This is a genomic window from Sphingomonas sp. SKA58, from assembly GCF_000153545.1.
Lineage (GTDB): Bacteria > Pseudomonadota > Alphaproteobacteria > Sphingomonadales > Sphingomonadaceae > Sphingobium > Sphingobium soli.
In genome coordinates this window covers 661,619-686,815 of record NZ_CH959306.1, presented here as the reverse complement: position 1 = coordinate 686,815, position 25,197 = coordinate 661,619, and the positions used below count along the sequence as shown (strand labels likewise).

Annotated in this window: 19 protein-coding genes; 5 read left to right on the top strand and 14 right to left on the bottom strand. The window is 61.7% G+C overall.

Annotated elements, in window-relative coordinates; all coding sequences use genetic code 11:
• Positions 1-138: 138 nt before the first annotated feature.
• The 7 genes from SKA58_RS03790 to SKA58_RS03760 form a co-directional block, all read right to left on the bottom strand.
• Positions 139-1,968: a CocE/NonD family hydrolase gene (locus SKA58_RS03790; RefSeq protein ID WP_009821030.1), complete on the bottom strand. Its 1,830-nt coding sequence runs from the start codon at positions 1,966-1,968 to the stop codon at positions 139-141.
• A 133-nt stretch (positions 1,969-2,101) separates the two neighbouring features.
• The gene (locus tag SKA58_RS03785) at positions 2,102-2,926 is read right to left on the bottom strand and encodes a class I SAM-dependent methyltransferase (protein WP_009821029.1); all 825 of its coding nucleotides are present in this window, start codon (positions 2,924-2,926) and stop codon (positions 2,102-2,104) included.
• A 1-nt stretch (position 2,927) separates the two neighbouring features.
• The gene (locus SKA58_RS03780) at positions 2,928-4,982 is read right to left on the bottom strand and encodes a S46 family peptidase (RefSeq protein WP_009821028.1); all 2,055 of its coding nucleotides are present in this window, start codon (positions 4,980-4,982) and stop codon (positions 2,928-2,930) included.
• Between the two features lie 74 nt (positions 4,983-5,056).
• Positions 5,057-5,653: a DUF1826 domain-containing protein gene (locus tag SKA58_RS03775; protein ID WP_009821027.1), complete on the bottom strand. Its 597-nt coding sequence runs from the start codon at positions 5,651-5,653 to the stop codon at positions 5,057-5,059.
• Entirely contained in the window at positions 5,650-6,873 is a 1,224-nt protein-coding gene (locus SKA58_RS03770; RefSeq protein WP_009821026.1) for a GTP-binding protein, read from the bottom strand. Before SKA58_RS03770 ends, SKA58_RS03775 begins: the two co-directional genes overlap by 4 nt.
• Before the next feature lie 334 nt (positions 6,874-7,207).
• Complete coding sequence (locus SKA58_RS03765; protein ID WP_009821025.1) at positions 7,208-7,933, bottom strand: hypothetical protein; 726 nt, start codon at positions 7,931-7,933, stop codon at positions 7,208-7,210.
• Positions 7,934-7,986: 53 nt separating this feature from the next.
• Complete coding sequence (locus tag SKA58_RS03760) at positions 7,987-10,068, bottom strand: TonB-dependent receptor domain-containing protein (protein WP_037542093.1); 2,082 nt, start codon at positions 10,066-10,068, stop codon at positions 7,987-7,989.
• 541 nt (positions 10,069-10,609) lie between these two features.
• Between SKA58_RS03760 and SKA58_RS03755 the strand changes: the two genes are divergently transcribed.
• From SKA58_RS03755 to infC, 3 genes are all read left to right on the top strand, one after another.
• On the top strand, positions 10,610-12,733 hold the full coding sequence (locus SKA58_RS03755; RefSeq protein WP_009821023.1) for a TonB-dependent receptor: 2,124 nt from the start codon (positions 10,610-10,612) through the stop codon (positions 12,731-12,733).
• 728 nt (positions 12,734-13,461) lie between these two features.
• The gene (gene thrS, locus SKA58_RS03750; RefSeq protein ID WP_009821021.1) at positions 13,462-15,459 is read left to right on the top strand and encodes a threonine--tRNA ligase; all 1,998 of its coding nucleotides are present in this window, start codon (positions 13,462-13,464) and stop codon (positions 15,457-15,459) included.
• Positions 15,460-15,589: 130 nt separating this feature from the next.
• A complete protein-coding gene (infC, locus tag SKA58_RS03745; protein ID WP_037542090.1) occupies positions 15,590-16,123 on the top strand; it encodes a translation initiation factor IF-3 in 534 nt (177 codons plus the stop codon).
• Positions 16,124-16,248: 125 nt separating this feature from the next.
• On the opposite strand, the gene SKA58_RS03740 is transcribed toward infC, so the two are convergent.
• The 6 genes from SKA58_RS03740 to pabB all read right to left on the bottom strand — a co-directional run bounded on the left by SKA58_RS03740 (position 16,249) and on the right by pabB (position 21,699).
• Complete coding sequence (locus tag SKA58_RS03740) at positions 16,249-17,364, bottom strand: zinc-binding dehydrogenase (protein ID WP_037542087.1); 1,116 nt, start codon at positions 17,362-17,364, stop codon at positions 16,249-16,251.
• Positions 17,365-17,440: 76 nt separating this feature from the next.
• Complete coding sequence (gene msrA / locus SKA58_RS03735; RefSeq protein WP_009821018.1) at positions 17,441-18,115, bottom strand: peptide-methionine (S)-S-oxide reductase MsrA; 675 nt, start codon at positions 18,113-18,115, stop codon at positions 17,441-17,443.
• Complete coding sequence (locus SKA58_RS20000; protein ID WP_009821017.1) at positions 18,099-18,251, bottom strand: hypothetical protein; 153 nt, start codon at positions 18,249-18,251, stop codon at positions 18,099-18,101. The genes msrA and SKA58_RS20000 overlap by 17 nt, the downstream gene beginning before the upstream one ends.
• Before the next feature lie 279 nt (positions 18,252-18,530).
• Entirely contained in the window at positions 18,531-19,733 is a 1,203-nt protein-coding gene (locus SKA58_RS03730) for a pyridoxal phosphate-dependent aminotransferase (protein WP_009821016.1), read from the bottom strand.
• 139 nt (positions 19,734-19,872) lie between these two features.
• Positions 19,873-20,496 (bottom strand): aminotransferase class IV, encoded by a 624-nt coding sequence (locus SKA58_RS03725; RefSeq protein WP_009821015.1) that lies wholly within the window; start codon positions 20,494-20,496, stop codon positions 19,873-19,875.
• A 33-nt stretch (positions 20,497-20,529) separates the two neighbouring features.
• The gene (gene pabB, locus SKA58_RS03720; RefSeq protein ID WP_009821014.1) at positions 20,530-21,699 is read right to left on the bottom strand and encodes an aminodeoxychorismate synthase component I; all 1,170 of its coding nucleotides are present in this window, start codon (positions 21,697-21,699) and stop codon (positions 20,530-20,532) included.
• Between the two features lie 92 nt (positions 21,700-21,791).
• On the opposite strand from pabB, the gene SKA58_RS03715 reads away from it, so the two are divergent.
• Positions 21,792-22,175 carry a DUF983 domain-containing protein gene (locus SKA58_RS03715; protein WP_009821013.1) on the top strand — a complete coding sequence of 128 codons (384 nt, stop codon included), beginning with the start codon at positions 21,792-21,794 and terminating at the stop codon, positions 22,173-22,175.
• Between the two features lie 7 nt (positions 22,176-22,182).
• Here the strand turns inward: SKA58_RS03715 and SKA58_RS03710 are convergent, their stop codons facing one another.
• Positions 22,183-22,620 carry an acyl-CoA thioesterase gene (locus tag SKA58_RS03710; protein ID WP_009821012.1) on the bottom strand — a complete coding sequence of 146 codons (438 nt, stop codon included), beginning with the start codon at positions 22,618-22,620 and terminating at the stop codon, positions 22,183-22,185.
• A 244-nt stretch (positions 22,621-22,864) separates the two neighbouring features.
• Between SKA58_RS03710 and SKA58_RS03705 the strand changes: the two genes are divergently transcribed.
• Positions 22,865-25,180 carry a TonB-dependent receptor gene (locus SKA58_RS03705; protein WP_009821011.1) on the top strand — a complete coding sequence of 772 codons (2,316 nt, stop codon included), beginning with the start codon at positions 22,865-22,867 and terminating at the stop codon, positions 25,178-25,180.
• Positions 25,181-25,197 lie beyond the last annotated feature (17 nt).

Genomic DNA, 25,197 nt, shown 5'->3' with positions numbered 1-25,197 from the left:
TTTCCACTATGGCTAGTTCTTCACGGATAAACCCTGCGGAAAAGCGCATTGAGACAAGGGTCCGAAGTTTGAAGGCTGATCGCGCTGGGCTGATGTCGTCCATCCACGACTTTCCAGCGCGACCGATCATATGGTGGTTCAGTCTTGAATGATGGGCAGCCAGACGGCGCTGGCCGCGTCGCCGCCCCGGTGGATCGTCTCGGTCGCCTTCATATAGTCTTCGGGCTTGGCCTCCATGATCGAGTTCACCCAGCTTTGCGGGTTGCGGTCGTAGAGCGGAAACAGGCTCGACTGCACCTGCACCATGATCTTGTGACCCGGCAGGAACACATGGTCGACATTGGGCAGCGACCATTGGAAAGCATAGGTTTTCCCCGGCTCCAGCGGCGCGGGGGTGGAGAAGCCGTGGACATAGCGGCCGCGGAAAATCTCGATGCCGATGCCCAGTTGGTAGCCCGCCATGGCTGGATTGGCGGAGTTCTCCTGAGGATAGACGTCGATCAGCTTGACGACGAAATCGCTGTCGCGCCCTGTGGTCGCAGCCCGCAGATCGACCTTGGGTGCCCCCTTGATATGCACGGGCTTGTCGAGCGTGCCGGTTGTGTAGCTGAGCACATCCGGACGACCGTCGACGAAGCGCTGGTCATGCACCAGCCAGGTTCGCCATTCCTCACCCTGCATATGGACCGGGCGCGGCAGCATCGGCACGGGCTTGGCAGGATCAGAGACATAGCTGTCACTGCCTGCCTCCGGCCTGGTCCAGGACAAGCCGAAATTGCTGCCGAGGTAAAGCGGCGTCGGCGTGCCCGCCGGCCATTGCTGCGACACCTCCCACTGATTTGCGCCGGTCGCATAGGTCAGCACGGGAGGGGTCGTGCATGGTGGCGGATTGGATTTGAGATGGCAGTCCAGAAAAGGCTTCATGTACCGCGTGCGGAACTGCAACCCCGTGTCGCCTTCCCATTGCAACGGGCCAAGGGCGCGGGCTTCATAATTAACCTGGCTATGCCGCCAGGGGCCGATGACGAGGCTGACCATGTCATTGGCCGCGTCCTGCTTTTCCAGCGCCCGGTAGACAGCCGGGGCGCCATAGCTGTCTTCCTGGTCCCACTGGCCGACAACCAGCATAGTCGGAACCGTCAGCTTTCTCTTCTCCAGCAGCTTGTCGACCGCCTGCCCCTGCCACCATGCGTCATAGCTGGGATGCTCCAGCACCTTGCGCACCACGGGCAGGTCCAGCAGGCCGTAGGCCCTGGCATAGTCGGCCGCTGACCCCGCCTCCAGATAGGCGCTATATTCGTCGCCCGTCCCCTTGGGCACTGCCCCGCCGCCCTTCTTCACCGTCTGGCCCAGGTCATAATCGAAGCCGAAGGTGCGGAACGCGCCGTTGTGGAACCAGTCGTCGCCCATCCACCCGTCGACCATCGGGCTTTGCGGCACTGCGGCCTTGAGCGCCGGATGCGGGTCGATCAACGCCATGAGCGACGTGAAGCCGAGATAGGAGGAGCCGGTTATGCCGACCTTCCCGTTGCTCTCCTTCACATTCTTCACCAGCCAGTCGATCGTGTCATAGGCGTCGGTGGCGTGATCGACCTTGGTCGGGTTGAGCGGGCCGCGCAGCGGGCGGTTCATGACATAGTCGCCCTCCGACCCGTCAAGGCCGCGCACATCCTGATAGACCCGGATATAGCCGTCATTGACGAACTCCGCGTCCATTACGGGCAGGATCTCCTCGATCTTCTGGCTGCGGTTGCGGCTGGTCGATTTGTCGGCATTATAGGGCGTGCGGCTCAGCAGGATCGGCGCATCGCTCACGCCCTTGCGATACACGATAACGGTGTAGAGCTTCTTCCCGTCGCGCATCGGGATCATCACCACTTTGCGCACATAGTCGGCCTGCGGGCGAACCCAGTCATAGGCCTTGACCTGCTCGTTCATCATCGTGTCAGTCAGCGGCGGCCGCTGCATCGGCGCTGCGGCGCCCCCCAGTACCCATCCGCAAAGGGACAGGCATAGTGCGCCGGCCAAGCGGTGACGAAAGGAAACTCCCAAACTGCTTTCATGCATCATCTTTGCTGTCCTTCCGTCACGATGCGCCATCTTATGCGGCTTCTCGCCCCTTATTGCCCGGCTTGGTCGCGACCGCCAGATGCGCCTTCCCCGGCATGCGGATGAGATCGCCATCGCGCCAAGGATCCAGCATGGTTTGCGCCTGCGCGATGACGGCGCGGCGCTCGCTTTCGCTCAGCCCGGCGATCAACGGGTTTGACCCGATCATCGCGCTGTCATGGGTCAAAATGCCCGCTGGCAGCACAATGTCATGAGTCCGGCTGTGCAGCGTGACGTGCGCCAGCCCTGCTGCTTCGCACGCGGCAATAATGCAATCGCCCTCATGCAGCGCCATCATGCCAGGCATATCCATGTCGATCGCAATGTCTGGCCATAGGGCCAGCCGCGCCTCCGCCAATAGCTGGTTCGGACCAAATCCATAGGGATTGGCCGCTACCCCAAGGACGGCGAGGCCGCCGGGGCGCAGCACGCGCGCCATTTCGGCAAGGCCCGCCCGCCAATCGGGGAAAAGCGGCACGCCGAAAACCGAGCAGACGCGGTCAAACGAGTCTGAGGGCAGATCGAGCGCCTGACCGTTCATCTGCCGCGCCGTAATGGCAAGTCCATCAGACCGGCCAGCGAGCCGATCAATCATCGTCGCGGAAAAATCGATGGCGGTCACCTGCGCGCCTTCTTCCGCTGCGGCGAGCGCCAGCGCGCCGGGCCCCGTCGCGATATCAAGCAGGGACATGCCCGTTTCTATCTCGGCCAGCGCCACGGCATCGCAGCAAAATTGTGCGGTGAACGGCTCCGCGCCCACGATGTAGGCATCCGCCGTCTCGTCCCAATAGGCAGCGGTTTGAATGGGTTGCGCCACGTCAGCGCGCCTTGAGTTCAGCGACCAGAGCGGGCGCGGGATAGAGTTTTTCCAGCGCCTCTTGCACCGCATCGGTCGACACGACCACGGTGCGGTTCAACGCCGGATCATACCCATAATTGCCGCCCAGCGAATGGATGTTGCCATCAAAGGCCGCGCCGATCACCGCACCGCTCCGGTCGATGACGGGACTGCCGGAATTGCCGCCGATAATGTCGTTGGTAGTCACGAAATCATAGGTCGTGGCGGGATCGATCGCCTTGCGGTTGGCGGCGAAGGCGGTCGGCAGGTCGAACGGTGCGCTCCCGGTCGCGCGGTCGAATGTGCCCCCCATGGTCGTGGCATAGGGAACGGCCTTGCCCCGTTCGGTCCAGCCTTTCACCTGTCCATAGCTGATCCGCAGAGTGAAGGTCGCGTCGGGGTAGAGCGCGTTGCCATAGGCCGCAAAGCGCGCCCCGGCGAGCTTGCCCCCGGCAGCCGTCAGAGGTCCCTGATAATTTTCGTCCACCTGGCGCTTGAGAGCGCGCTGGCGCGGTTCGAGCTTGAGGGCATATTGGATCAGCGGATCCTTTGACGCCTCAATCGCCTGCAACCCGCCTTCCCATAGCTGGCGACGATAGTCGGGATCGGCCAGGCGCGTCTGCGACACCAGCCGCTCGGCCAGTTGTTCGGGACTTTCCTTGCCCAGCAGCAACTGCGTGTCCGCATCGTCCACGCCCAGATATTCGCGCGCCTTGGACAGGCTCCAGGACAATTGCAGCTTTTCCAGCCAAGGATAGAGCGGGCGCTTGTCCAATATCTGCTTTTCCAGCAGCGGCAGCGCGCTGTCGGTATAGCCTGGCAGGCGCTCTTCGTTCGGTTTGGCCCTTTCCTTCGCCGCCATGACCAGAGCCTCGGCATAACCATAAAGATCACTCGATGGCGTTATGAACCGATAGGGAAGATAGAGCGGGCGATAGGCCTGCACCGCCGCACTCACATCCGCCCATGGGTCGCCAATCGCCGCATTGCCGCCGCTGCGCTGGCGCAGGTCCGCTTCCGCCTTGGCCAGCCTTCCGGTAAAGTCGGGGTCATTGAGCGCCTTGGTCCGGCCGATATAGACTTTAAGTGAATTTTCGATGCCGTTCAGCATGTCGAGGCCTTCGCGCTGCCTCTCCGGGCTGGTGTCCATCGCGGCGATCAGCCGCCCGCGCAGTTCGGACAGGACCGCGACCGTGATCGGCAGGCGCACTTCGCGCTCGAAGGCGAACTGGCTTTGCGTCCACAGCCGCGCCGTCGATCCGGGATTGCCGACGACGAAGGTCAGCTCATCCTTCTTCGGCGGGCGCGGGTTCCATGTCAGATGATCGGATGGCACGACCGGCTTGCCGTTTTCATAGGCGCGCAGGAAACTGGCATCGAGCGAATAGCGGGGAAAGTTGAAATTATCGGGGTCGCCGCCAAACGTCGCTGCCCGATCCTCCGGCGCCCAGACCAGCCGCACGTCGGAATATTTGCGGTAAGTATACAGCTTATATTGCCCGCCGCCGAACAGGGTCACGACCTGGCAGCGCATCGTTTTGCGATCCGGGCAGCCATCGGCCTCGATCTTTGCGATGGCCGCGTCGCGCGCGCGCGTCAGTGCTTCGCCCGTCATGCCCTTATAGGCGCCCTGAACGGTTCCGGTGACATCGGCGATGGCGGTCACGATTTCCGCCTGCTGGCCCGGACATGCCTTTTCGTCCTCGCGCCGCGCCGCGATGAACCCCTTGTCGAGAAGATCGGCGTCGGCGCTGCTGTTGTCGAACAAGCAACTGGCGACGCAATGGTGATTGGTGAGGATCAGTCCCGCGTCTGAAACGAAGCTTGCCGAGCAGCCACCCGTCAGGCGAACCGCTGACTTGCGGACATGGTCCAGCCAGGCCTGATCGGGCGCCCAGCCATAGCTGTCACGCATGGCCTGTGTCGGAAATGCGTCGAAGGTCCACATCCCCTCCTCCGCAGCGGCAGGAGCAGCGACCGTGGCCGCAAGCGCAATGATGGCGCAAGACCGCGCCAATATGTGAAGGGACGTCATGCACCTGCCTCCGGTCTGAATCTGATCTTGGGATAGTTGTGCGTCTATTGTGGAAGGTCGAGAAAAAAATGCCGTCAGGCGACGTCGTTTCTCTCGACCGGACTCAGCGCGAAGAGCAGGCGGGTTTCACCCGTTGCCGCGACAGGCGGCGACCGGTGGAGGATGCGCGGTGCCTCGGTCCATTTCCAACCCTTAAACAGCCCGACCTCGCCAGGTTGCAGCGCCTCGATCTTGTGGTCATCGCCGGCATGAACCCATTGCGTGCCCGGCCCCACCAAAGGCATCAACAGACGCGCGGAAACATTGTCGGCATGGAATTTGCGGCATGCATCGGTTTCGACGACCTCCAGCCGCAATTTCATCTGGGAGCAATCCATGATGGCGGCTAAACGCGCGCATAGCGGCAGTATCTCGTCTGCCAACGCCTGCCTCAATTCCGCATAGCCCGCTGCCTCAAGATAAGAGGGGAGGTCCGCCGCCACAGTCTCGCGCGACACCGGCTCATCAATGTCGTCAATCTGTTCCCAATCGAGCGAAGCGAGCGGCATCAGGCTGTCGGGCAGCAATCGCCGCCAAAGCGCCAGATGCACATCCGGCTCCCATATCCGTGCCAGGATATTGGCATTGTCGTCCTCTACCATCGCATCGCTGCACGCTGCCAGAACGCTCATTCCGCTGCCTCCATCTGCGGCTCCCAGCTTGGGAAAGGATCGCGCAGGCCCATCCACATGTCCGGCGTGAAGCGTGCGACCGCGAGCAGGCAGGCGTCGAGCCGGGCGCGGATGCGCGTTTCGTCCATGCCGATGCCGATGAACACCAGCTCCTGCCGCCGGTCGCCCCAGTCCTGATCCCAATGCTGGGCGACGAAGCGTTCGAAACGATCATCGTCGGGCCAGTGGTTCTTGGGAATGGAGGCCCACCATCGGCCCATGCGCGCCGTCATCGTCTGCGCCCCGGCAACGGCCAGTTCGCCAACCCAGTCCGGCCGCGTCGCCAGCCAGAAATGCCCCTTGGCGCGCACCACAGTGTCAAGCCCGCCATCGGTCAGGAAGGCGTGGAGCTTTGCCGGGTCAAAGGGCTGGCGGGCGCGATAGACGAAGCTCTCGATCCCATATTCCTCGGTTTCGGGCTGGTGGCTGGCATAGCCGTACAACTCCTTGGCCCAGCGCGGATGCTGCCCGGCCCTTTCTTCGTCGAACAGGCCGGTATCAAGCATCTCATCGAGCGGCGCCTTGCCCTGATCGCAAGTGATGATGCGCGCATCAGCATTGAGCGAGACGACCAGCTTCTTGACGATGGCAAGCTGCTCCGGCGATACGGCACTTGCCTTGTTGATGACGACCACGTCGGCAAACTCGATCTGCTCGACCAGCAGGCCGACCAGGCTGCGGGTATCGTCCTCGCCCAGGCTCTCGCCGCGGTCGGCGAGGAAATCCTGGCTCGAATAGTCGGCGAGCAGATTGAGCGCGTCGACTACCGTAACCATCGTGTCGAGCCGCGCGACATCGCCCAGGCAATTGCCATCCTCGTCCCGGAAGGAAAAGGTCGTCGCCACCGGCAGTGGCTCGGAAATGCCTGTGCTCTCGATCACCAGCGCATCGAACCGGCCCGCCTCGGCAAGCGCGCGCACTTCCTTCAAAAGGTCATCGCGCAAGGTGCAGCAGATGCAACCATTGGTCATCTCGACCAACGCCTCCTCGCTGCGCGACAGCGCCGCGTCGCCGCCGCGCACCAGATCGGCGTCGATATTGACCTCCGACATGTCGTTGACGATCACGGCAACGCGTCGCCCCTCACGATTGGCGAGAATATGATTGAGCGTCGTCGTCTTGCCCGCGCCCAGAAAGCCGGACAGTACGGTGACCGGGAGCCGATTGTCAGTGGAAGCCATATTCTACCCTTGACTTTATGTTACGGTATATCATTTCTCGATACGGCGAAGGATACAGGATGTCCAGCGTCAGTCAGAAATTGTCATGAATGTCTTTCCCCCGAAACAAAGCCTCCCCGACGAACCAGCGCGTGCACTCCTTTGTATGCTTTATCCCTTTGGCTCGCCGCCGCTTTTAGCCATGCAGCTAAGCGCCCTGACGCCTATGTGGCCTGATCGGACCGCTCATATCTGGGCGCGCGTTTTCGAAGCACCGGCCACCCTGCTTGCGCAGCCCATGGCTATAAGCGTCCGTCATGCGGACCCCCCGACTTTAATATTGATGGCGAGTCGATCAGCCTTTCTCAGCAGCGATCACATAGTCGAAGCCATGGCGCAGCCCGCCTTCGCGCCCGATGATGGCCAAAGCGTCCTGTCGCAAGGCTTCGCCCCGCGCATGTAATGCCGCCGCCAGTGACCGATCCCCAAGCCTCGAAAGCCGCGACGCGCACATGTCGATCTGGCTGTTCACAAACTTCTCTTGGTAACGGATGGGGAAACGATGCGCGCTGACGACGCGAAAACCCGACGCCGTCATCTGTTCCAGCACCCATTCCATCGGAAATTCGCGGTAGGGTCGCTCGCCCGCTTGCAGCAACACGGCGTCGCGCCATCGCCCGATGTCACACAGGATGCGGCCGTCAGGTGTCTCCGGTCGTTCAGCGACATAGGGCTCAAGGCCGACCAGATAGAGCCGCCCGCGCGCCAATGTCCGCAGCCGGGCGAACATCCGTTCCTGAAAATAGGGTGCGAATCCCTCGATCGCCCCGATCAGATAGTCGGCGAGAATGGTATCGAAACGCTCGCCTGCCAGCAGCGTCGGGTTGGCCCAGTTACCAAGGATGATCCTGTCCTGCGGTCGGCGAACGCGATCCGATGCGTCACGCACCTGAACGGCATGGCCCGCCGCGCCGGTGACGGCGACCCAGCGATCGGTCGCAAGCCCTGACACCCAGCCGATCGAATTGGTGCCCGTTCCCGCGTCCAGAAAGGTGCCCCAGGGCCGATCGCCCTGGAGCATCTCGATATGGCGGAACAGCGCGGACGGTCGCCGCGCTGTTCCTTTCGTCTTGCTCAGAATGCCCCCCGCAGGCCGAACACGAAGTTGCGGCCGCGCAACGGAGAGAAGGCCTTGATGAACGAGCTATGGTTATACGCCAGTTCGTTGGTCAGGTTGGTGCCGCGCACGAACAGTTCCGCGCTGCGCTTGTCCCCCAGTTCGAGGCGATAGGCGAGCGTCGCATTGACCATGTCGTAGCCCGGCGTGCGCGTTTCAAAGGCTGCGATCCGGTCCTGTTCGAACACATGATAATATTCCGCATCCGCCGTGAACGGCCCGACATGCGCATCGCCGCGTGCGCCAAGGCGCCCGGCCGGAATACGCGGCAGGTCACCGCCACCATTTTTCAGCTTGGCGCGAACATAGTCGCCGAACACCGACAGGGCGAACTGATCGTTGAAGGCATGGCGCACTTCCCCATCGATGCCGGTGAAGGTCGCCTCTGCCCCGGCATAGCGGATCAGACGGAAATCTTCGAACTGGTCGAGCGTCTGGGCGTAGATATAATTATCGAAGTCCTGATGATAGGCGCCGATGGTGAAGGTTGTCGGCCCTGCCGTCTTGCGCAGCGTCAGGTTGACCGAATTCGCCTTTTCAACGCCTTGCGATACTTTTTCGGCAAGGCGGCTGTTGCCGCTGACGATCCCGATCTCATAGGTGTTGGTCGCAAGGTGCAGGCCATAGGCATAAAGTTCCTGCACCGAAGGCGCGCGTTCGGTATGCGCCAGCGACAGAGCCAGCGAGTAGTCGCTGCCCATGCTCCAGATCGCGGCGGCTGACGCCGAAAAGGGCTTGTGCTTGATCGAGGGATAGCGCGTGATCAGCGACTTCACCGTCTGCCATTCCTGTCGGGCAGCCGCCTCCAGCCGGACATTGCCAAGCGAATAAGTCTCCAGCAGGAAAATCGCGGTATTGCTGGAGTCCGTATTCAGCGTGTGCGTCACACCGCCGCTGATCGCCTGGAACCGGCTGCCGCTCTGTTGGATGCCGAACGTACCGCGCAAGCCCCCCAGCGGCGCATGGGTCAGTTCCACACGCAGGTCGTGGGCCTTGTTGAGGAAGGTGTTTTCCGCTTCCCCATCCTCGATCTCGTCATGCGCATAGTCGGTGAAGGACAGGCGGAAGCGTACCTTCTCCAGCGCGGGCACCGGATTGTTATAATCGCTACGAATGTCGAAGCGATTGCTGCGCAGCTTTACGAACGGCACTTCCTCCTCATGGTCGTGTTCATGATCATGGTCGTGATCATGTTCCTCCTCTTCTCCATGACTGCCGCAATGCAGGCCGATGCCATGGGGATGGCAGCTTTCATAATCATGATTGTGGCCCGGCACGCCATATTCATTGCGCTGGCGGGTATAGGCAACGCCCAGATAGCCGTCCGGGCCGATCCAGCTTCCCCCGACACTGAAGGTCGATGTGTCATTGTAGGAGCCATGCACTCTGTCCTCCCCAAAGGCGCGAGGCACCCGATAGTCGTCGGAGCGGCGGTGGACGCCTTCAACGCGCAGCGCCAGCGGCCCGACGCCGACTGTTGCACCGCCTACCAGGCTGCGCTCATCATCACCGGTGCCCAGCCGCCCTTCGGCTGCACCGGTGATGCCGCCCTCCGGAACATAGGTCGGAACCTTCTCGTCGAGCAGGTTGACCGCGCCGCCGATTGCGCCGCTGCCATAGAGCAGGGTCGCCGGACCGCGCAGCACTTCGATCCTGCGCAGTAGAAGCGGTTCCCCCGTGACATTATGGTCCGGCGAGATCGCCGAGGCGTCCTGCACATTGGCGCTGTCGCTCAGCACCTGCACGCGGGGCGAGGATTGGCCGCGAATGATCGGACGGCTGGCGCCGCCGCCGAAATTTTCGAAATTGATCCCCGGCTGACCTGCCAGCGTCTCGCCAAGCGTTGCGGCGCGCCGGTGAATCAGTTCTTCCCCCGTGAGTGTCACGACCGGCGTGGTGGTCTCATCAGCCTTTTGCCCCAAAGGAGCAGCCGTAACAACGATATCCCCCTGGCCATGCCCGCCTGCCTGAGCAAGGGCGATGCCGGGGGTGATCGCAATGATCGATACGGCGCACAAATGGTGAAGGTGATTTCTCACGGAATGTCCCCTGTCGATGTTCTGAAGATGCGGCGTGATACGTAATAATATATCACATCACAACCCTGAACTATGAGCTATCGCCCACGATAACGGTTCATTTCCATATAGTTACAGAATGTTTCTGGTGGCAGCCAAGATAGTAGAAGGACCGATGCTACCCTGCCACCTTATCGCGGGTCATTACGAGTTGGCGGCTGATTTCACCGCAATTTCCCGCGATCAACATCGCCAATAGAAGAAAGGTGCCACGCCGCGTGTCTGACCGGAAACGAAAGGATGGCGACCCTCGACCTTATCGGCGTAGGCCGCGATCAACAGATGCGGCACGCCAGGAGGCATCATTTACAATGGGCGGAAGCACGTCGCCTAGCAGGATGAGGAGTGATGCAACCATCACACACTCAGCAATATTTTGACACGATATGGTTATGATATGTTGTAACGCGCAATAAAGGAGCATAAGAGGCCCGCAACAGGGGAAAGCGCCTCGAGCGCAGTCAGGAGAGGATCCGAGGTTCGGATCAAAAAAGGGTACCCCATGCGCATCAGTTTGCTTCTATCGACCTGTTCAGCCATCGCGATCTTCACGCTCAGCAATCCCGCTCTGGCGGAAGATGAGAGGGCTGAGAAAGCCGCGCTGCACGAACAGACCCCCGCCAACATCATCGTCACCGCGCCGTTCCAACGTGACCGGTCCGATATCCTTTCGGGCGCGTCGGTGCTTCAGGGGAGCGACCTCACACAGGCGATACGCCCATCGATCGGCGAAACGCTCCAGCATACGCCTGGCGTGTCCGCAACCTCCTTCGGCCCCAGCGCGTCCCGCCCGGTCTTGCGCGGACTTCAGGGGGAACGCGTACGCGTGCTGGTCGATGGCATTGGCTCCATTGACGTGTCCAACACCAGCGTTGATCATGCGCCTGTGGTCAATCCATTGCTCGCCGAACGCATTGAAGTGCTGCGGGGTCCCCAGTCGCTGCTATTCGGTGCGTCCGCGATCGGTGGCGTTGTCAATGTCATCGACAAGCGTATCCCCCGCAGCGTGCCCGACGAGCCCGTCCATATCGACGCGATCGCCACCTATGGCAGCGCAGCCGACGAGCGCAGCGGTGCCGGTTCGGTCGATGTGCCGCTGGGTGACAAGTTCGTCGTCCACGCCGATGGCAGCTATCTGAAATCGGATAATATGCGCATCGGCGGCTACGCCTTGTCGCCAAGCGCGCGCGCGCAGGCGCTGGCATCCAGCCAGCTTCCCGCCGAAGAGCCGGAAGAAGGCGAGGAAGCCATCGACTTTGCCGGTAATGCTGCGATCCGGGGAAAGCTGCCCAATAGCCAAGCCAAGACGTGGACCGCCGGCGTCGGTGCAGCTCTCATTACCGAGACCGGCAATCTGGGCGTATCCTACAGCCATTATGACAGCCTCTATGGCGTGCCTGTGCGCTACGCGACGCTGCCAGGCCAGGAACAGGAGGCGCCACGCCTCGATCTGGCGCAGGATCGGCTGGATTTGCGGGCTGAGGTTGAGACGGGCGGCGGCTTCCTCAAGGCCATTCGCGCGCGCGCCAGCTATGCCGATTATCGGCATTTCGAGCTGGAGGAGAGCGGAGAAGTCGGCACCGCCTTCTACAACAAGGGCATGGAGGGCCGCATCGAACTGGTGCAGGCCGATCATGGCCCTTGGCAGGGCGCAAGCGGCGTCCAATATTACTCGCGGAACTTCAACGTCGTCGGCGAGGAAGCCTTCCTGCCCAAAAATGATACGCAGCAGTTCGGCGCGTTCACGCTCCAGACGCTCGACTATGGCGCGGTCAAGCTGGAAGCAGGCGGGCGCTACGAGCATAGCGAATTGCAGGCATTGCCACTTGAAGACCAGGATCAGTTCTTCGCAGGCAAGCGGACCTTCGACACCTTCTCCTTCTCTGGCGGCGCATCCTATGGCTTCAATTCCGACTGGCGTCTGGGCGTCAATCTCTCCCGGTCCGAACGCGCGCCTTCGGCAGAAGAGCTGTTTGCCAACGGTCCGCATGCCGGAACGCAGGCGTTCGAGGTTGGCAATCCCGACTTCAAGACCGAACGCGCATGGGGTGTGGAAGCGGTGCTGCGGGGCAAGGGCGACAATTACAGTTTCGAAGCGTCGGCCTATCATAACTGGTTTTCCAACTTCATCTATGAAGGGCTGACCGGCGAGGAAGAGGATGGCCTGCCCGTCTATCAGTTCAGCCAGGCCAAGGCGCGCTATTACGGGTTCGAGGCGCAAGGGTCCGTCACCCTCGCCACGTTCGGCGAGGCAAAGCTCGTCGCCGACGCGCTGGGCGACTATGTCCACGCGCGGATCGTCGGCGAAGGCCCGGCCCCGCGCATCCCGCCGCTGCGCCTGCTGGGCGGTCTTGGCGTCACCAGTCCCAAAGTGGACGTGCGCGGCGAGGTCGAATGGACCGACGACCAGAAGCGTGTGTCGGACTTCGAGACGGAGACCAAGGGCTTCACCCTCGTCAATGCGCAGGTCAACTACCGTCCTTGGGGTACAGAACGTCCTCTCAGCTTCGCGCTGTCGGCAAACAACATCTTCGATGTCGTTGCCCGCCGCCATGCCTCGTTCCTTAAGGACTTCGCGCCCTTGTCGGGACGCGACATCCGCGTGACCGCCCGCGTCAGCTTCTGACGCCATATGTCCCGCCGGGGGAAACCGCGGCGGGACGCAATGGCAGCGTTCGTAGGAAGGATGACGCGGGCGCCAGTGGAATAGGTAAGCCTGTGTGCGTCGCGGCCGCTGAGCATGTTTTTTTCGGGTCTGTTCTGTCGTATCTTGATAAGGAGGCACGGCAATCATGGGCGCGGTGAGATGCGAATGCGGGAGCGCCATCATTTTGATAGGACTTGGAAGATCGCCAACATGGCTGAAAATCCGAGCAATTGGGTGAAGCATCGTAGCAACGCGCCCAGACTGCTGCTTGATAGCCAGGCTATCGCCATCAAAATGAACGATGGGACTTAGCCGCAATAGGAAGCCCAGCGAATAGACAGCCGTGCACTAGCCTGACGGCGAGCAAGCCAGACGGCGGAGGAGAGCGGCTCCCTATTTGGTCCGACAACCCCACCTCGTTCATTGTCCGTTCCATTATGGCGAGCATTTTGATAAACAACTGAAAATCCGTTGTGATTTTCAAGTTCAGCAAAGGCGGCCTGGGGCTTTTCTGAGGCCCTTTTGCGCATTCCATTTCTATCATCTATCTCAAAATTAACTTAGAATTTTTGCGAGTTCGGTTCCGGCTCGGCCTCATCATGAGATCCCCCCTGTATTGACAGGCAAGTCGACCCATCTAAGGGAAAGGCGCGGCTATGTGTGCCGCGCTGACAGCTCCTTCAACAGAAAGATATATCGTGTCCGCCATGCTCAAAATCACTCTGCCCGACGGTTCCGTGCGTGAAGTCGCGCCCGGCACTACCCCGGCGGACATTGCGGCGGCGATCGGCCCGGGTCTCGCCAAGGCGGCAATCGCGGCGCGGGTCGATGGCGAATTGCGCGATATCGGCCGGCCGCTGGAAGAGGACGCCCATCTGGCGCTCGTGACCGCGAAGAACGAAGCGGACGCGCTGGAACTGGCGCGCCACGATTTTGCCCATGTGCTGGCCGAAGCGGTACAGGCGCTGTTTCCCGGCACGCAGATCACCTTCGGTCCGGCGACCGAGGATGGTTTCTATTATGACTTCGCGCCCAAGGATCGGCCCTTCACCGAGGAAGACCTGCCAGCGATCGAGGCCGAGATGCGCAAGATCATTGCCGCAGACAAGCCGCTCAAACGCGAGGTGATCGACCGTGACACGCTGATTGCACAATGGGAAGCGGCCGGCGAGACGTTCAAGGCGCAGTGGGCGGCCGAATTGCCGCAGGGTGAGGAACTGACCGTTTATCATTCTGGCGCCCCCGGTTCCGAAGGCTCCTGGTACGATATGTGCCGTGGTCCGCACCTTGCCTCGACGGGCAAACTGGATCCGCAGGCCTTCAGGCTGACCCGCGTGTCGGGCGCCTATTGGCGCGGGGACCAGAAGAATGCGATGCTGTCGCGCATCTACGGCACGGGCTGGCTCAACAAGAAGCAACTGGCCGAACATCTGACGCGGCTTGAGGAAGCGGGAAAGCGCGACCATCGCAAGCTGGGCGCGGAGATGGACCTGTTCCACCTTCAGCAGGAAGCGCATGGCTCGGTCTTCTGGCATCCCAAGGGCTATGTCATCTGGCGGAACCTCGAAGCCTATATGCGCCGCGCTATCGACGATGCTGGCTATCGCGAGGTCAAGACGCCGCAGGTGATGGACGCACGCCAGTGGGAACAGTCGGGCCATTGGGGCAAATATCGCGAAAATATGTTCGTCATCCCCGACGAAGTCCCCAATGTCGAGGACGAAGGGCCGCTGGTGTCGGACGATGCCGACTGGATGGCCTTGAAGCCCATGAACTGCCCGGCGCACGTCCTGATATTCCGGCAGGGAATCAAAAGCTATCGCGACCTGCCCTTGCGCTTCTACGAAAATGGCTGCTGCCACCGCAACGAGCCGCATGGCGCGCTGCACGGCCTGATGCGCGTGCGCCAGTTCACGCAGGACGACGCACATATCTTCTGCCGCGAGGACCAGATTGTCGAGGAAGTACGCGCCTTCTGCGCGCTTGCCGACCGTATCTACAAGGATTTCGGCTTCACCTATTCGATCAAGCTGGCGCTGCGTCCCGAAAAGCGATTCGGCACCGAGGAGATGTGGGACAAGGCAGAGGAAGAACTGCGCAACGCGGTCGCTGCCGCCGGCCTCAATACGCCGGACTATGGCTGGGAGGAGTTACCGGGCGAAGGCGCTTTCTACGCGCCCAAACTGGAGTGGCACCTCACTGACGCGATTGGCCGCACCTGGCAGGTCGGCACGATCCAGTCCGACCGGGTGCTGCCCGAACGGCTCGACGCCAGCTATATCGGTGAGGATGGCGAGCGGCATCGCCCGGTCATGCTCCATCGTGCGATCTTCGGCAGCTATGAACGTTTCATCGGCATATTGATCGAACATTATGCGGGCAAATTCCCGCTCTGGCTCGCCCCGGTTCAGGCGGTGGTCGCAACCATCGTCTCTGATGCGGATGATTATGCCAAAGCGACCGTCGACAGGCTTCGCGCCGCCGGAATCCGGGCCGAACTCGATACGCGCAATGAAAAGATCAACTACAAGGTGCGCGAACATAGCCTGGCCAAGGTGCCCAACCTGCTGGTCGTCGGGCGGCGCGAGGCGGATGAGGGCACGGTGGCGTTGCGCGAGTTGGGCAAGGATGGCCAGAGCGTCCTTTCGCTGGACGATGTCATTGCCCGCCTTGAAAAAGAAGCGTCGCCCCCCGATATGCGGTGAGGCAGAAATGCTGCAAGGGTGCGTGATTTCGCCACGGCGGAACCGCGCACCCCTTTCCGCATTGGTAAAATGTCGCTAAAAGCCGCTCGTTTTCGTAACGACCATAGGAGATATTGCTATACGTCCCCCGATGATGCGCCGCCCGATGGCGCCGCCGCCGAAATCCGGCCCCCGTTATAACGAGTTCATCAACGTGCCCAAAGTGCGCGTGATTGACGATGAAGGCGAAAATCTCGGTGTGATGTTTACGCAGGAGGCGATCGAGCAGGCCTATGAGATTGGCCTCGATCTCGTCGAAGTCTCGCCTAACGCCGATCCGCCGGTCTGCAAGTTTCTCGACATCGGCAAGTTCAAGTATGAAGCGCAGAAGAAGGCGAATATCGCCCGCAAGACGCAGAAGACGCAGGAACTCAAAGAAATCAAGATGCGCCCCAACATCGACGATCATGATTATGAGACGAAGATGAAGAAGGTGCATGACTTCATCGGCGATGGCGACAAGGTGAAGATCACGCTGCGCTTCCGCGGCCGCGAACTCAGCCACCAGCAGTTGGGCATGAATTTGCTGCAACGCGTGGCTGAGAATGTCCAGGAAATCGCGAAGGTCGAAGCCTATCCGCGTATGGAAGGCCGTCAGATGCTGATGGTTCTCGCGCCGAAATAAGCGCGCACCAGCGAATCGCAAAAAGAGGCGGGGCCTGGAAGCAGACCCCGCCTCTTTTTATTTGAGGCGCATCGACTGACCGGGTGCCTTCCGCCAAGCCATGGTATAGTCCGTCCGGCCTCAGCTCAGCCATTGGGCAGCAGCAGATATTTCTCGCCCGTGCGCCGCGCATTATAGGTCAACACTGCATCGCGCTTGAGCGCGTCCTCCAGTGAAATGCGCGCCTTATACTGGCTCGCGAAGGTCGTCGTCAGATTATCCCGCACGCGCGCTCTCAGTTGCTCCAGTGCGGCTGCATCAAGACTTTGCAAAAAGGGGAAGAGCAGCCAGCCCCCGACCGACCAGCTGAAACCGAAACTGCGGTTGAGAATGGTCGGGCCGGTATCGAGCGAGCCATAAATATAGGCCTGCTTGCGGCTGTTGGAGCCATAGCGGCTATATTCCTGCCCTTCCGACGCCACCTGTTCCATAGCGTGCAAGATCTGCCCGACCAGCGTGCCTCCGCCGATCGCATCAAAGGCCAAAGTCGCGCCCGTGGCCTTGAGCGCCGCGACGAGATGCGCTTTGAAATCGTCGCTGCTGCTGTCGACGACATGCTCCGCGCCCATATCCTTCATCATCGCGGCCTGCGTAGGGCTGCGCACGATGTTGACGAGCGGAACGCCGTCTTCCTTGGTGATGCGCAGCAGCATCTGGCCCAGGTTGGAGGCGGCGGCCGTGTGGACGATCGCGCTATGGCCGTCGCGACGCATGGTTTCTACAAACCCGAGCGCGGTCAATGGATTGACGAAGGCGGACGCCCCCTGCTCCGCCGTGGCATTATCCGGCAGCTCAATGACGGACCGGGCATCGACTGTCCGATATTGCGCGAACATGCCACCGGCGACACAAGCGATCGTCTTGCCCAGCAAGGCTTGCGCGTCGGCGGCTTCCCCTGCTGCGACGACGGTTCCTGCACCTTCGTTTCCGACCGGCATCGCCTGCCCGACACGCGCGGCCATCGCCCGGCGCGCGCCGTCCGGCATCGTCGCTACGATGCGGCCATCGCCATATTCGGCATTGTCCAGGTCCGCCGGACCGAAAAGCAGGCCAAGGTCGGATGGGTTGATCGGCGCTGCCTCGACCCGCACGACGACGTCATGCCCGGTTGGCGGCGGCAGGCTTTCCTCCGCCAGTTCGACGACCAGTCGACTGTCCTCCTGCAAGGTCGTCAAAATCCGGCGGCCGCGCATGTCGCTCATCCTATCCTCCTGCATCGTTCCTCAAACAGGTAGGCGCAGGTCCGGCCAGAACAAGGGCCGGCTTCGCGCGCGCGTCTCAGGCGGAAGGCTGGTCGCGATATGATGCCGGAAACATGGTTTTGAACGCCGCCAGCTTGGGCGCGTCCCAACGCAGGATATAGGGATGGCGCGGGTTCTTGCGCATGAAATCCTGATGATAGCTGTCGGCGTCCTGGAAGCCGGTGAACCGCTCCACCTTCGTCACGATCGGATCATTCCACAGGCCGCTTTTCCCCAGTTGCGCGAGATAGGCGCGCGCCGCCCGGTCCTGTTCGCCATTCAAGGGAAAGAGCGCACTGCGATATTGCGTCCCACGGTCGGGGCCCTGGCGGTTAAGCAAAGTGGGGTCGGCGATGACGGAGAAGAAGATGCGCAGCAGCGTGCCATAGCTTACGATCTTGGGATCATAGGTTACGCGCACGGCTTCGGCATAGCCGGTATCGCCGCCGCTGACCGTGTCATAATCGACGCGCATGCCGCGCGGGCCGCCGGCAAAACCCGAGACAGCGAGTTTGACGCCTTTGACATGAGAAAAAACGCCCTCGACGCCCCAATAGCAGCCGCCTGCGAAAACGGCTGTTTCCAGCTTGCGCTTGGGTGCGGCATCCATGGCGGGGGCAGGCGCGGACACGACACGCTCCGCGTGCGCTGGGGCGGCTGCGGCAAGCGCAGCCACCAGAAACGGGATGACGCGCTTAAAGGGCCGAGCCATCGGTCGAGGTCGCGGCGACAGCGGTGCTGCTGAACATCGGCGGCTCGTCAGGTTGCAGCATGACCATGCCAACAGCACCGATCGCAAACCCGCCCAGGAAGCGCAGGAACAAGTCGGATTTGAGGAACGCCTTCATGGCAAACGCCTTTCTACCATAGTCTGCCGATCTCATCGGCTTTCCCGCTACCTTCATGCGCCTTGCCCCTGACTGAACAATCGACGCCACCGCAGCAGCTTTCGACCAATGCCAGGATAAGGACGACGAACGCCGCCGGATATTTAGGTTTCTGTTCGCAACCGGCATATAAGCCGCGCTGCGCCGAACACAAGACGGCGCAGCGGGAAAAGGACCGTTTCCAGTTTGGGCGAAAAAAGTTCCCGCCGCCTTTTTTTGCGCGGTAGGAAAAAGACGGCCTTATTTCAGCGCCGCGCAGGCTTCCTGAATGCGGGTGCACGCCTTGCGCAGCACATCGTCCGAGGTTGCATAGCTGATGCGGAAAGCCGGCGACAAACCAAAGGCGGCGCCATGGACAGCGGCCACCTTGGCCTCGTCCAGGAAATAGCCGATCAGTGCTTCATCGCTGTCGATCACCGCGCCCTTGGGCGTCGTCTTGCCGATCACGCCACTGGCGTCAGGGTAGACATAGAAAGCGCCCTCGGGGGTAGGGCAATCCAGGCCCGGTGCATCGTTCAGCATGGCGACGACCATGTCGCGGCGCTTCTTGAACACCGCATTGCGGTCTTCCAGAAAATCCTGCGGACCAGTGAGCGCGGCAACGGCGGCGGCCTGGCTGATCGAGCAGGGGTTGCTGGTCGATTGCGACTGGAGCTTGCCCATCGCCTTGATGATCCATTCAGGACCGCCGGCAAAACCGATGCGCCATCCGGTCATGGAAAAGGCCTTGGAACAGCCATTGACCGTCAGCGTGCGGTCATAAAGGTCCGGGCACACCTGCGCGATGGTGGCGAAGGGCGATGCGGCATACCAGACATGCTCATACATATCATCGGTCATCACCATCACATGGGGATGGCGCAGCAGCACATCGGCCAGCGCCGTGAGTTCGTCCGCCGAATAGGCCGCGCCCGAGGGGTTGGACGGGGAATTGAGCATCACCCATTTCGTGCGCGGGGTGATCGCGGCGTCTAGCTGCGCCGGCGTGATCTTGTACCCCTGGGCAGCCGGCGCTTCGATGATGACCGGCGTGCCGCCCGCGAAATTGACGATGTCGGGATAGCTGACCCAATAGGGCGCGGGGATGATGACTTCATCGCCCTTGTCCACCGTGGCGATCAAGGCGTTGAACAAGGTATGCTTGCCGCCCGAATTGACGCTGATCTGGCTGCGCTTGTACACAAGGCCATTGTCGCGCTTGAATTTGAAGGCGACCGCTTCCTTGACATCGACGGTTCCGTCCACGTCAGTATAGCGGGTCTGGTTGTTGCGGATCGCTGCAATGCCGGCGTCCTTGACGAAATCGGGCGTGTCGAAATCCGGTTCCCCCGCCGACAGGCCAATGACATCCACACCTTCGGCTTTGAGCGCGTTGACGCGTGCGCTCATGGCGAGCGTGGCGGACGGCTGGATGCGACCGAGGGCAGCGGAAGTCTGGCTCATGGCAATCTTCTTTCTCAAATATCCTCTTGCCCGCACATTAAGCGGACGCGGCGGTCCTTAGTGCGCAACGCACTTAGGGGCAACCGCCAGATGGGCGGCAATGGCTTTGCCCTTTAAAAGCGCGGCTATCGACCGGCGCTTATCGCGCCAGCGTCGCCGCGACCATGCCGCGCGCGGCATTGCCGATGAAAAAGCCGCGTTCCAGGTCATGAACCTTGAGGTCCGCCTCCGCAGCTTCCCCCATGTCGATCAGGCTCTGGCGCAAAACGCCGGGTAGCAGGCCGCGCGTGAGCGGCGGCGTCACCAGCTTGTCGCCGCGTTCGACGAAAAGGGTCGAGAAACAGCCTTCGGTCAAATACCCTTTTTCATCGGTCAGCAGCACTTCATAGGTGCCGCCACGGCGCAATGCGTCGCGATAGACGGCCCGGTCCGTCGTTTTGTGCCGCAGGCGCGGGTCGTTAGCCGACGCCTGTCGGGGCACGACCGCAACCGGCACGATCGCGTGCGGCCAGGTGCGATGATCGCGCACCTCGATCGCCAGCGCTCCGCCCCTGGACACCAGCAACCGTACCCGGCTGCGTTCGCGCAGGCGGAAGGTCGCGGCCTGAAGTTCGTTGCGGACATCGTGCCGATCAAAGGCAAAACCCAGCGCATCGGCGCTTGCCTTCATGCGCGCGAGATGCAGGTCCAGCAGCCTTATCCCCTCATGCGGGTCGAAGGCCATGGTTTCGAGCAGGTCATACTGTCCGTCGATCAAAGACATTGCGGTTATTTCAAGCCCCTGCTCTCATTCAAGTCAAGCTGCGCAAAGAAATCGGCTCTTGGCAAGACATTCGGCCCATTCAGATGCGCCATCGGAATCCGCGACGATACCAGACCCCAGCCCCAACTGCGCCACGCCCTTGCCGTCTTCGATGCACAATGTGCGGATGGCGACATTGAACGCCGCGTCGCCGTCCGGATCGATCCAGCCCATCGCGCCGGTGTAGACGCCGCGCGGATGCGGCTCGACCGCGTCGATGATCTCCATTGCCCGCACTTTGGGCGCGCCGGTGATCGACCCGCAGGGAAACAGCACGCGCAACACATCGACGGGCGACAGGCCCGGCAGCACGCGGGCGCGGACGGTGGACACCAGTTGATGCACCGTGGGGTAGCTTTCCACCCGGAACAGGTCAGGCACGATGACGCTGCCCGCCTGCGACACGCGAGACAGGTCGTTGCGCAGCAGATCGACGATCATCAGATTTTCGGCGCGCTGCTTGTCATCCTCCTCCAGCCAACGCGCCTGGGCCGCGTCGCTTGCCGGATCGACGCCGCGCGTCGCGGTGCCCTTCATCGGCCGCGCGGTCAGCTGGCCGCGCACCTGGCTGAAGAAGAGTTCGGGGGAGAAGGACAGAATGTTATGGCTGCCGGTGTGGACGACGCCACCATAGCCGGCGGCGGCGCGCGGGCGGACCGCGGCATAGAGCGCCAGCGGGTCGCCTCCGAACGGCACATCGCAAGGAAAGGTCAGATTGACCTGATAGATGTCGCCGGCATGGATATAGCCCTGCACCGCTTCGAAGGCGCGGCGATAATCCGCCTCGGCGATCAGCGGCCGCACGGTTCCGATCTTTGCCTGCGCCCTGTCCGGCAGCAGGCCGGGCACGGCGGTGGAGGGGATGCGGCGCATCCCTTCGAACAGGCCGAACCACAGCAAAGGCGCGCCGCCCCCCTCGCTTCGCGCGGCGATCGGCGCCAACCTGTCTTCCAACGCCAGGCCCGCTTCATAGCTGATGAAGCCGGCGGCGTGCAGGCCCGCATCACTCGCCTGTGCGACGCGATCGAGCGCTGGTTGCACTTCATCCATGCGGTACGCCGCGATGGTGGCCACGGGATCACGATAGAGACGGGCGGGCGCGGGTCCGCGCACACGCGCGTCGTCGAACAGACAAAATATTTCGGTCGGACCCGGCAGGCGCATGACGCTTCCTAGCAGGCTTTGCGCTCGACGGAAGCGATGTCCGCGCGCCCATCATATTGCGCCGGTCCGGATGTCGTCCTAGCGATGAGGGCATGACCGATCCGATTGTCCCGCAACCGCCCGAACGCGCCGCCTGGCCCGCCATCGCGCGTGGCCTGCGTGGCCGCTGTCCCGCGTGCGGCGCGCAGGGCATGTTTGCCCGGTTTCTGAAGGTCAGGCCCTGCTGCGAGCGGTGCGGCCTCCAGCTGGACACGCATCAGGCGGACGATTTCCCGGCCTATATCGTGATCCTGCTGCTGGGCCATATCCTGGTGCCATTGATGATCGAGACGAACAGGATGCTGGCGATCCCGCTGGCGTGGCAATCGCTGATCTGGCCCGGCTTGGCCGCGATGCTGGCCATCGCCCTGATCCAGCCGGTCAAGGGCGGGGTCATCGCTCTGCAATGGAGCCGCCATCTGGCGGGTTTTAGCTAAGGCGCCATCAGGCGGGGGTGCGCAGGAAATTCCGCTCCATCGCTTCGCGCAGCGTATCGTCGATGATACGACGCCCTTCGGCGCCATGAGTCACCACCGTCGTATCGCAGGTCGCGACGCACACGCCCTTCTGGAACCCCGCCGAACTGATCGTCCAGCTGGTGCGGCCAATATGGCCGATGGCGCAATGGACTTCGAACGGATAGGGAAAATGCGATTCCTCCAGAAAATTAAGGTTCACATTGGCCACCAGCCAGCGCACCCCCTGTTCCTGCGGGTGACGGCCCAGATGATGGTGAAAGCGGATGCGCGCCGTTTCGAAAATACCAGAAATGGCCACATTGTTGATGTGACCCATCGTGTCGAGATCCTGGAAACGAGTATCGATGCTCGTGATGAAACGATAGGCATCGGGACTGAACCGCCAGCTTTCAGGTTTGGGCATGTTCTGCTTTCCCTTGGAAATATATGGTCATTGCCATAGCCGTCACGGCCATCGATGCAATAACATCATGCAAAATGACGAGGGTGCGGCTTTTCTGACACAGGCCTGCAACACACCATTCATGACGCACCTGTCACGACCATGACGCCAATCCGTCAACGATCCCTCACCACCTTGCAACATGCCGACGATACAGGCCCCTCGCGACCCGGCGATCAGACCGGTGTCCAGGGGGACTATCATCATGCGGCCACTTCACACTTTCTTGCTTGCATCGACTTTCCTGGCGGCGACGCCGGCTTTCGCGCAGAACGCCCTGCCCGCAGCAGCCACGCCGACGGACGGCGGGGAAATCATCGTCTTTGGCCGTGGCGAAACGCGCCAGGTGCAGGAAATCACGGACAAGGACATCGTCACGCTGACGCCGGGCACCAATCCGCTCAAGGCGATCGAGAAGCTGCCAAGCGTCAATTTCCAGTCCGCCGACCCGTTCGGCAATTATGAATGGTCGCAGCGCGTCACCATCCGCAGCTTCAACCAGAACCAGCTGGGATTCACCTTCGACGGCATTCCGCTGGGCGACATGAGCTATGGCAACCATAACGGCCTGCACATCACCCGTGCGATCAGCAGCGAAAATATCGGCAGCGTGCGCGTCAGCCAGGGGGCAGGTTCGCTGGGCACCCAATCGACCGGCAATCTTGGCGGTACGGTCGAGACATTTTCCGCCGACCCTGCCGAATATCTGAGCGGCGGATCGCTCGCGGGCCAGGGCAACCTGACCTATGGCAGCGACGAAACCTGGCGCGCCTTCGCCCGGTTGGCGCTGGGCACGCGCGATGGCATCCGCGGCTATGTCTCCTATGGTTATGGCGCGACCGACAAGTGGAAGGGCCAGGGGACGCAGGACCAGCATATGGGCAATGCGAAGGTCGTGATCCCGGCCGGCAACGCGACGATCGACGGGTGGCTGAGCTATTCCGACCGGCGCGAGCAAGACTATCAGGACATGTCGATGAACATGATCCGCCGCCTGGGATGGGACTGGGACAACACGTTCCCCGACTATGCGCGCGCGATCGATTATGCCGACCGCCTCAACGACGTCGATCGGGTCAGCAACAGCGGCGGATCGCCATTCCCCGACGGCCTGTACGATTATAGCGGCGCACCGGTCGCGGGCGGACAGGTCTATCCCGGTAACGTCACCAGCGCCGACGACGCCTATTATGACGCGGCGGGCCTGCGTAAGGACTGGCTGGGCGCGGTCGGCCTGACAACCCCGATCGGCGAGGCCGCGACCTTCCGCATCAAGGGCTATTATCACAATAATAGCGGCATGGGCCTGTGGGGGACGCCCTATACGCCCAGCCCCAACGGCGTGCCCATGTCGGTTCGCACGACCGAATATGACATGGACCGGATCGGCGTGTTCGGCAGCGTCGACTATACGCTGGGCATTCAGACGCTGAGCGCGGGGGCATGGTATGAGAATAACGAATTCCATCAGGCGCGCCGCTTTTACGCCTTCGCCAGCCGGACGGAGCCGGGCCTGAGCTTCCGCGACTATCCCAAAAACCCCTTCTTCACCCAGTGGGAGTTCGATTTTACGACGAACACCTTCCAATATCATGTCCAGGACAAGATCGACCTGGGCATGGTGACGATCAACCTGGGATGGAAGGGGTTCAAGGTCACCAACAAGGCCGATGCCATCGTCCAGGCGAGCTTCCCCGAAGGCAGGATCAAGGTCGAGGACTGGTTCCAGCCGCATGCCGGCTTTGCCGTCGAGCTGAGCCCGGAGGCGGAAATCTTTGGCGGCTTCACCCAGGTGACGCGCGCCTTCTCCTCCGCCACCACAACTGGCCCCTTTTCGACCAACCAGGTCGGCTTCGATGCGATCAGGGATGATCTCAAGCCCGAGCAGTCGGATACATATGAATTGGGGCTGCGCTACAACACGCCGATGTTCAACGGCGTGCTGGGCGCCTATCTCGTCAACTTCCGCAACCGCCTGCTGGCGGTGACGGTGGGCAGCCCGATCCAGGGTCTTGCGTCCGCGTTGCAGAATGTCGGCGGCGTGCGCGCGCTGGGCTTCGAAGCGGCGGGCGACCTCAAACTGGGGTCCGGCTTTGGCGTCTACGCGTCCTACAGCTACACCGACGCCACGTACCGGGACGATGTGCTGAACAGTTCGGACGGCACGCTGGTCGCGGCGATCAGGGGCAAGACCGTCGTCGACAGCCCCAAGCATATGGCGCGCGGCGAGTTCAATTATGATGATGGCCGGGCGTTCGGACGGGTCGGCGTCAACTATATGTCGCGCCGTTATTACAGCTACACCAATGATGCCTCGGTGCCCGGCCGGGTCATCGTCGACGCATCGGTCGGCTATCGCCTGACCGACCGGATCGAAGTGCAGCTGAATGCCACCAATCTGTTCGACAAGAAATATGTCGGAACGATCGGCTCGGGCGGCTTCGTCAACAGCGGCGATGCACAGACCCTGCTGGTGGGCGCGCCCCAGCAGTTCTTCGCCACGCTCAAGACCGGCTTCTGAGCCGGATAGCGGAGAAA

What these genes read in the sequence shown, in the direction of transcription:
- SKA58_RS20000 (WP_009821017.1), bottom strand. Translation starts at nt 18,251, where the DNA reads ATGAAGGCGTTCCTCAAATCCGACTTGTTCCTGCGCTTCCTGGGCGGG.
- SKA58_RS03770 (WP_009821026.1), bottom strand. Translation starts at nt 6,873, where the DNA reads ATGGCTTCCACTGACAATCGGCTCCCGGTCACCGTACTGTCCGGCTTT.
- SKA58_RS03715 (WP_009821013.1), top strand. Translation starts at nt 21,792, where the DNA reads ATGACCGATCCGATTGTCCCGCAACCGCCCGAACGCGCCGCCTGGCCC.
- SKA58_RS03775 (WP_009821027.1), bottom strand. Translation starts at nt 5,653, where the DNA reads ATGAGCGTTCTGGCAGCGTGCAGCGATGCGATGGTAGAGGACGACAAT.
- msrA (WP_009821018.1), bottom strand. Translation starts at nt 18,115, where the DNA reads ATGGCTCGGCCCTTTAAGCGCGTCATCCCGTTTCTGGTGGCTGCGCTT.
- pabB (WP_009821014.1), bottom strand. Translation starts at nt 21,699, where the DNA reads ATGCGCCTGCCGGGTCCGACCGAAATATTTTGTCTGTTCGACGACGCG.
- infC (WP_037542090.1), top strand. Translation starts at nt 15,590, where the DNA reads ATGATGCGCCGCCCGATGGCGCCGCCGCCGAAATCCGGCCCCCGTTAT.
- SKA58_RS03710 (WP_009821012.1), bottom strand. Translation starts at nt 22,620, where the DNA reads ATGCCCAAACCTGAAAGCTGGCGGTTCAGTCCCGATGCCTATCGTTTC.
- SKA58_RS03780 (WP_009821028.1), bottom strand. Translation starts at nt 4,982, where the DNA reads ATGACGTCCCTTCACATATTGGCGCGGTCTTGCGCCATCATTGCGCTT.
- thrS (WP_009821021.1), top strand. Translation starts at nt 13,462, where the DNA reads ATGCTCAAAATCACTCTGCCCGACGGTTCCGTGCGTGAAGTCGCGCCC.
- SKA58_RS03705 (WP_009821011.1), top strand. Translation starts at nt 22,865, where the DNA reads ATGCGGCCACTTCACACTTTCTTGCTTGCATCGACTTTCCTGGCGGCG.
- SKA58_RS03755 (WP_009821023.1), top strand. Translation starts at nt 10,610, where the DNA reads ATGCGCATCAGTTTGCTTCTATCGACCTGTTCAGCCATCGCGATCTTC.
- SKA58_RS03790 (WP_009821030.1), bottom strand. Translation starts at nt 1,968, where the DNA reads ATGCAGCGGCCGCCGCTGACTGACACGATGATGAACGAGCAGGTCAAG.
- SKA58_RS03730 (WP_009821016.1), bottom strand. Translation starts at nt 19,733, where the DNA reads ATGAGCCAGACTTCCGCTGCCCTCGGTCGCATCCAGCCGTCCGCCACG.
- SKA58_RS03725 (WP_009821015.1), bottom strand. Translation starts at nt 20,496, where the DNA reads ATGTCTTTGATCGACGGACAGTATGACCTGCTCGAAACCATGGCCTTC.
- SKA58_RS03740 (WP_037542087.1), bottom strand. Translation starts at nt 17,364, where the DNA reads ATGAGCGACATGCGCGGCCGCCGGATTTTGACGACCTTGCAGGAGGAC.
- SKA58_RS03765 (WP_009821025.1), bottom strand. Translation starts at nt 7,933, where the DNA reads ATGCTCCAGGGCGATCGGCCCTGGGGCACCTTTCTGGACGCGGGAACG.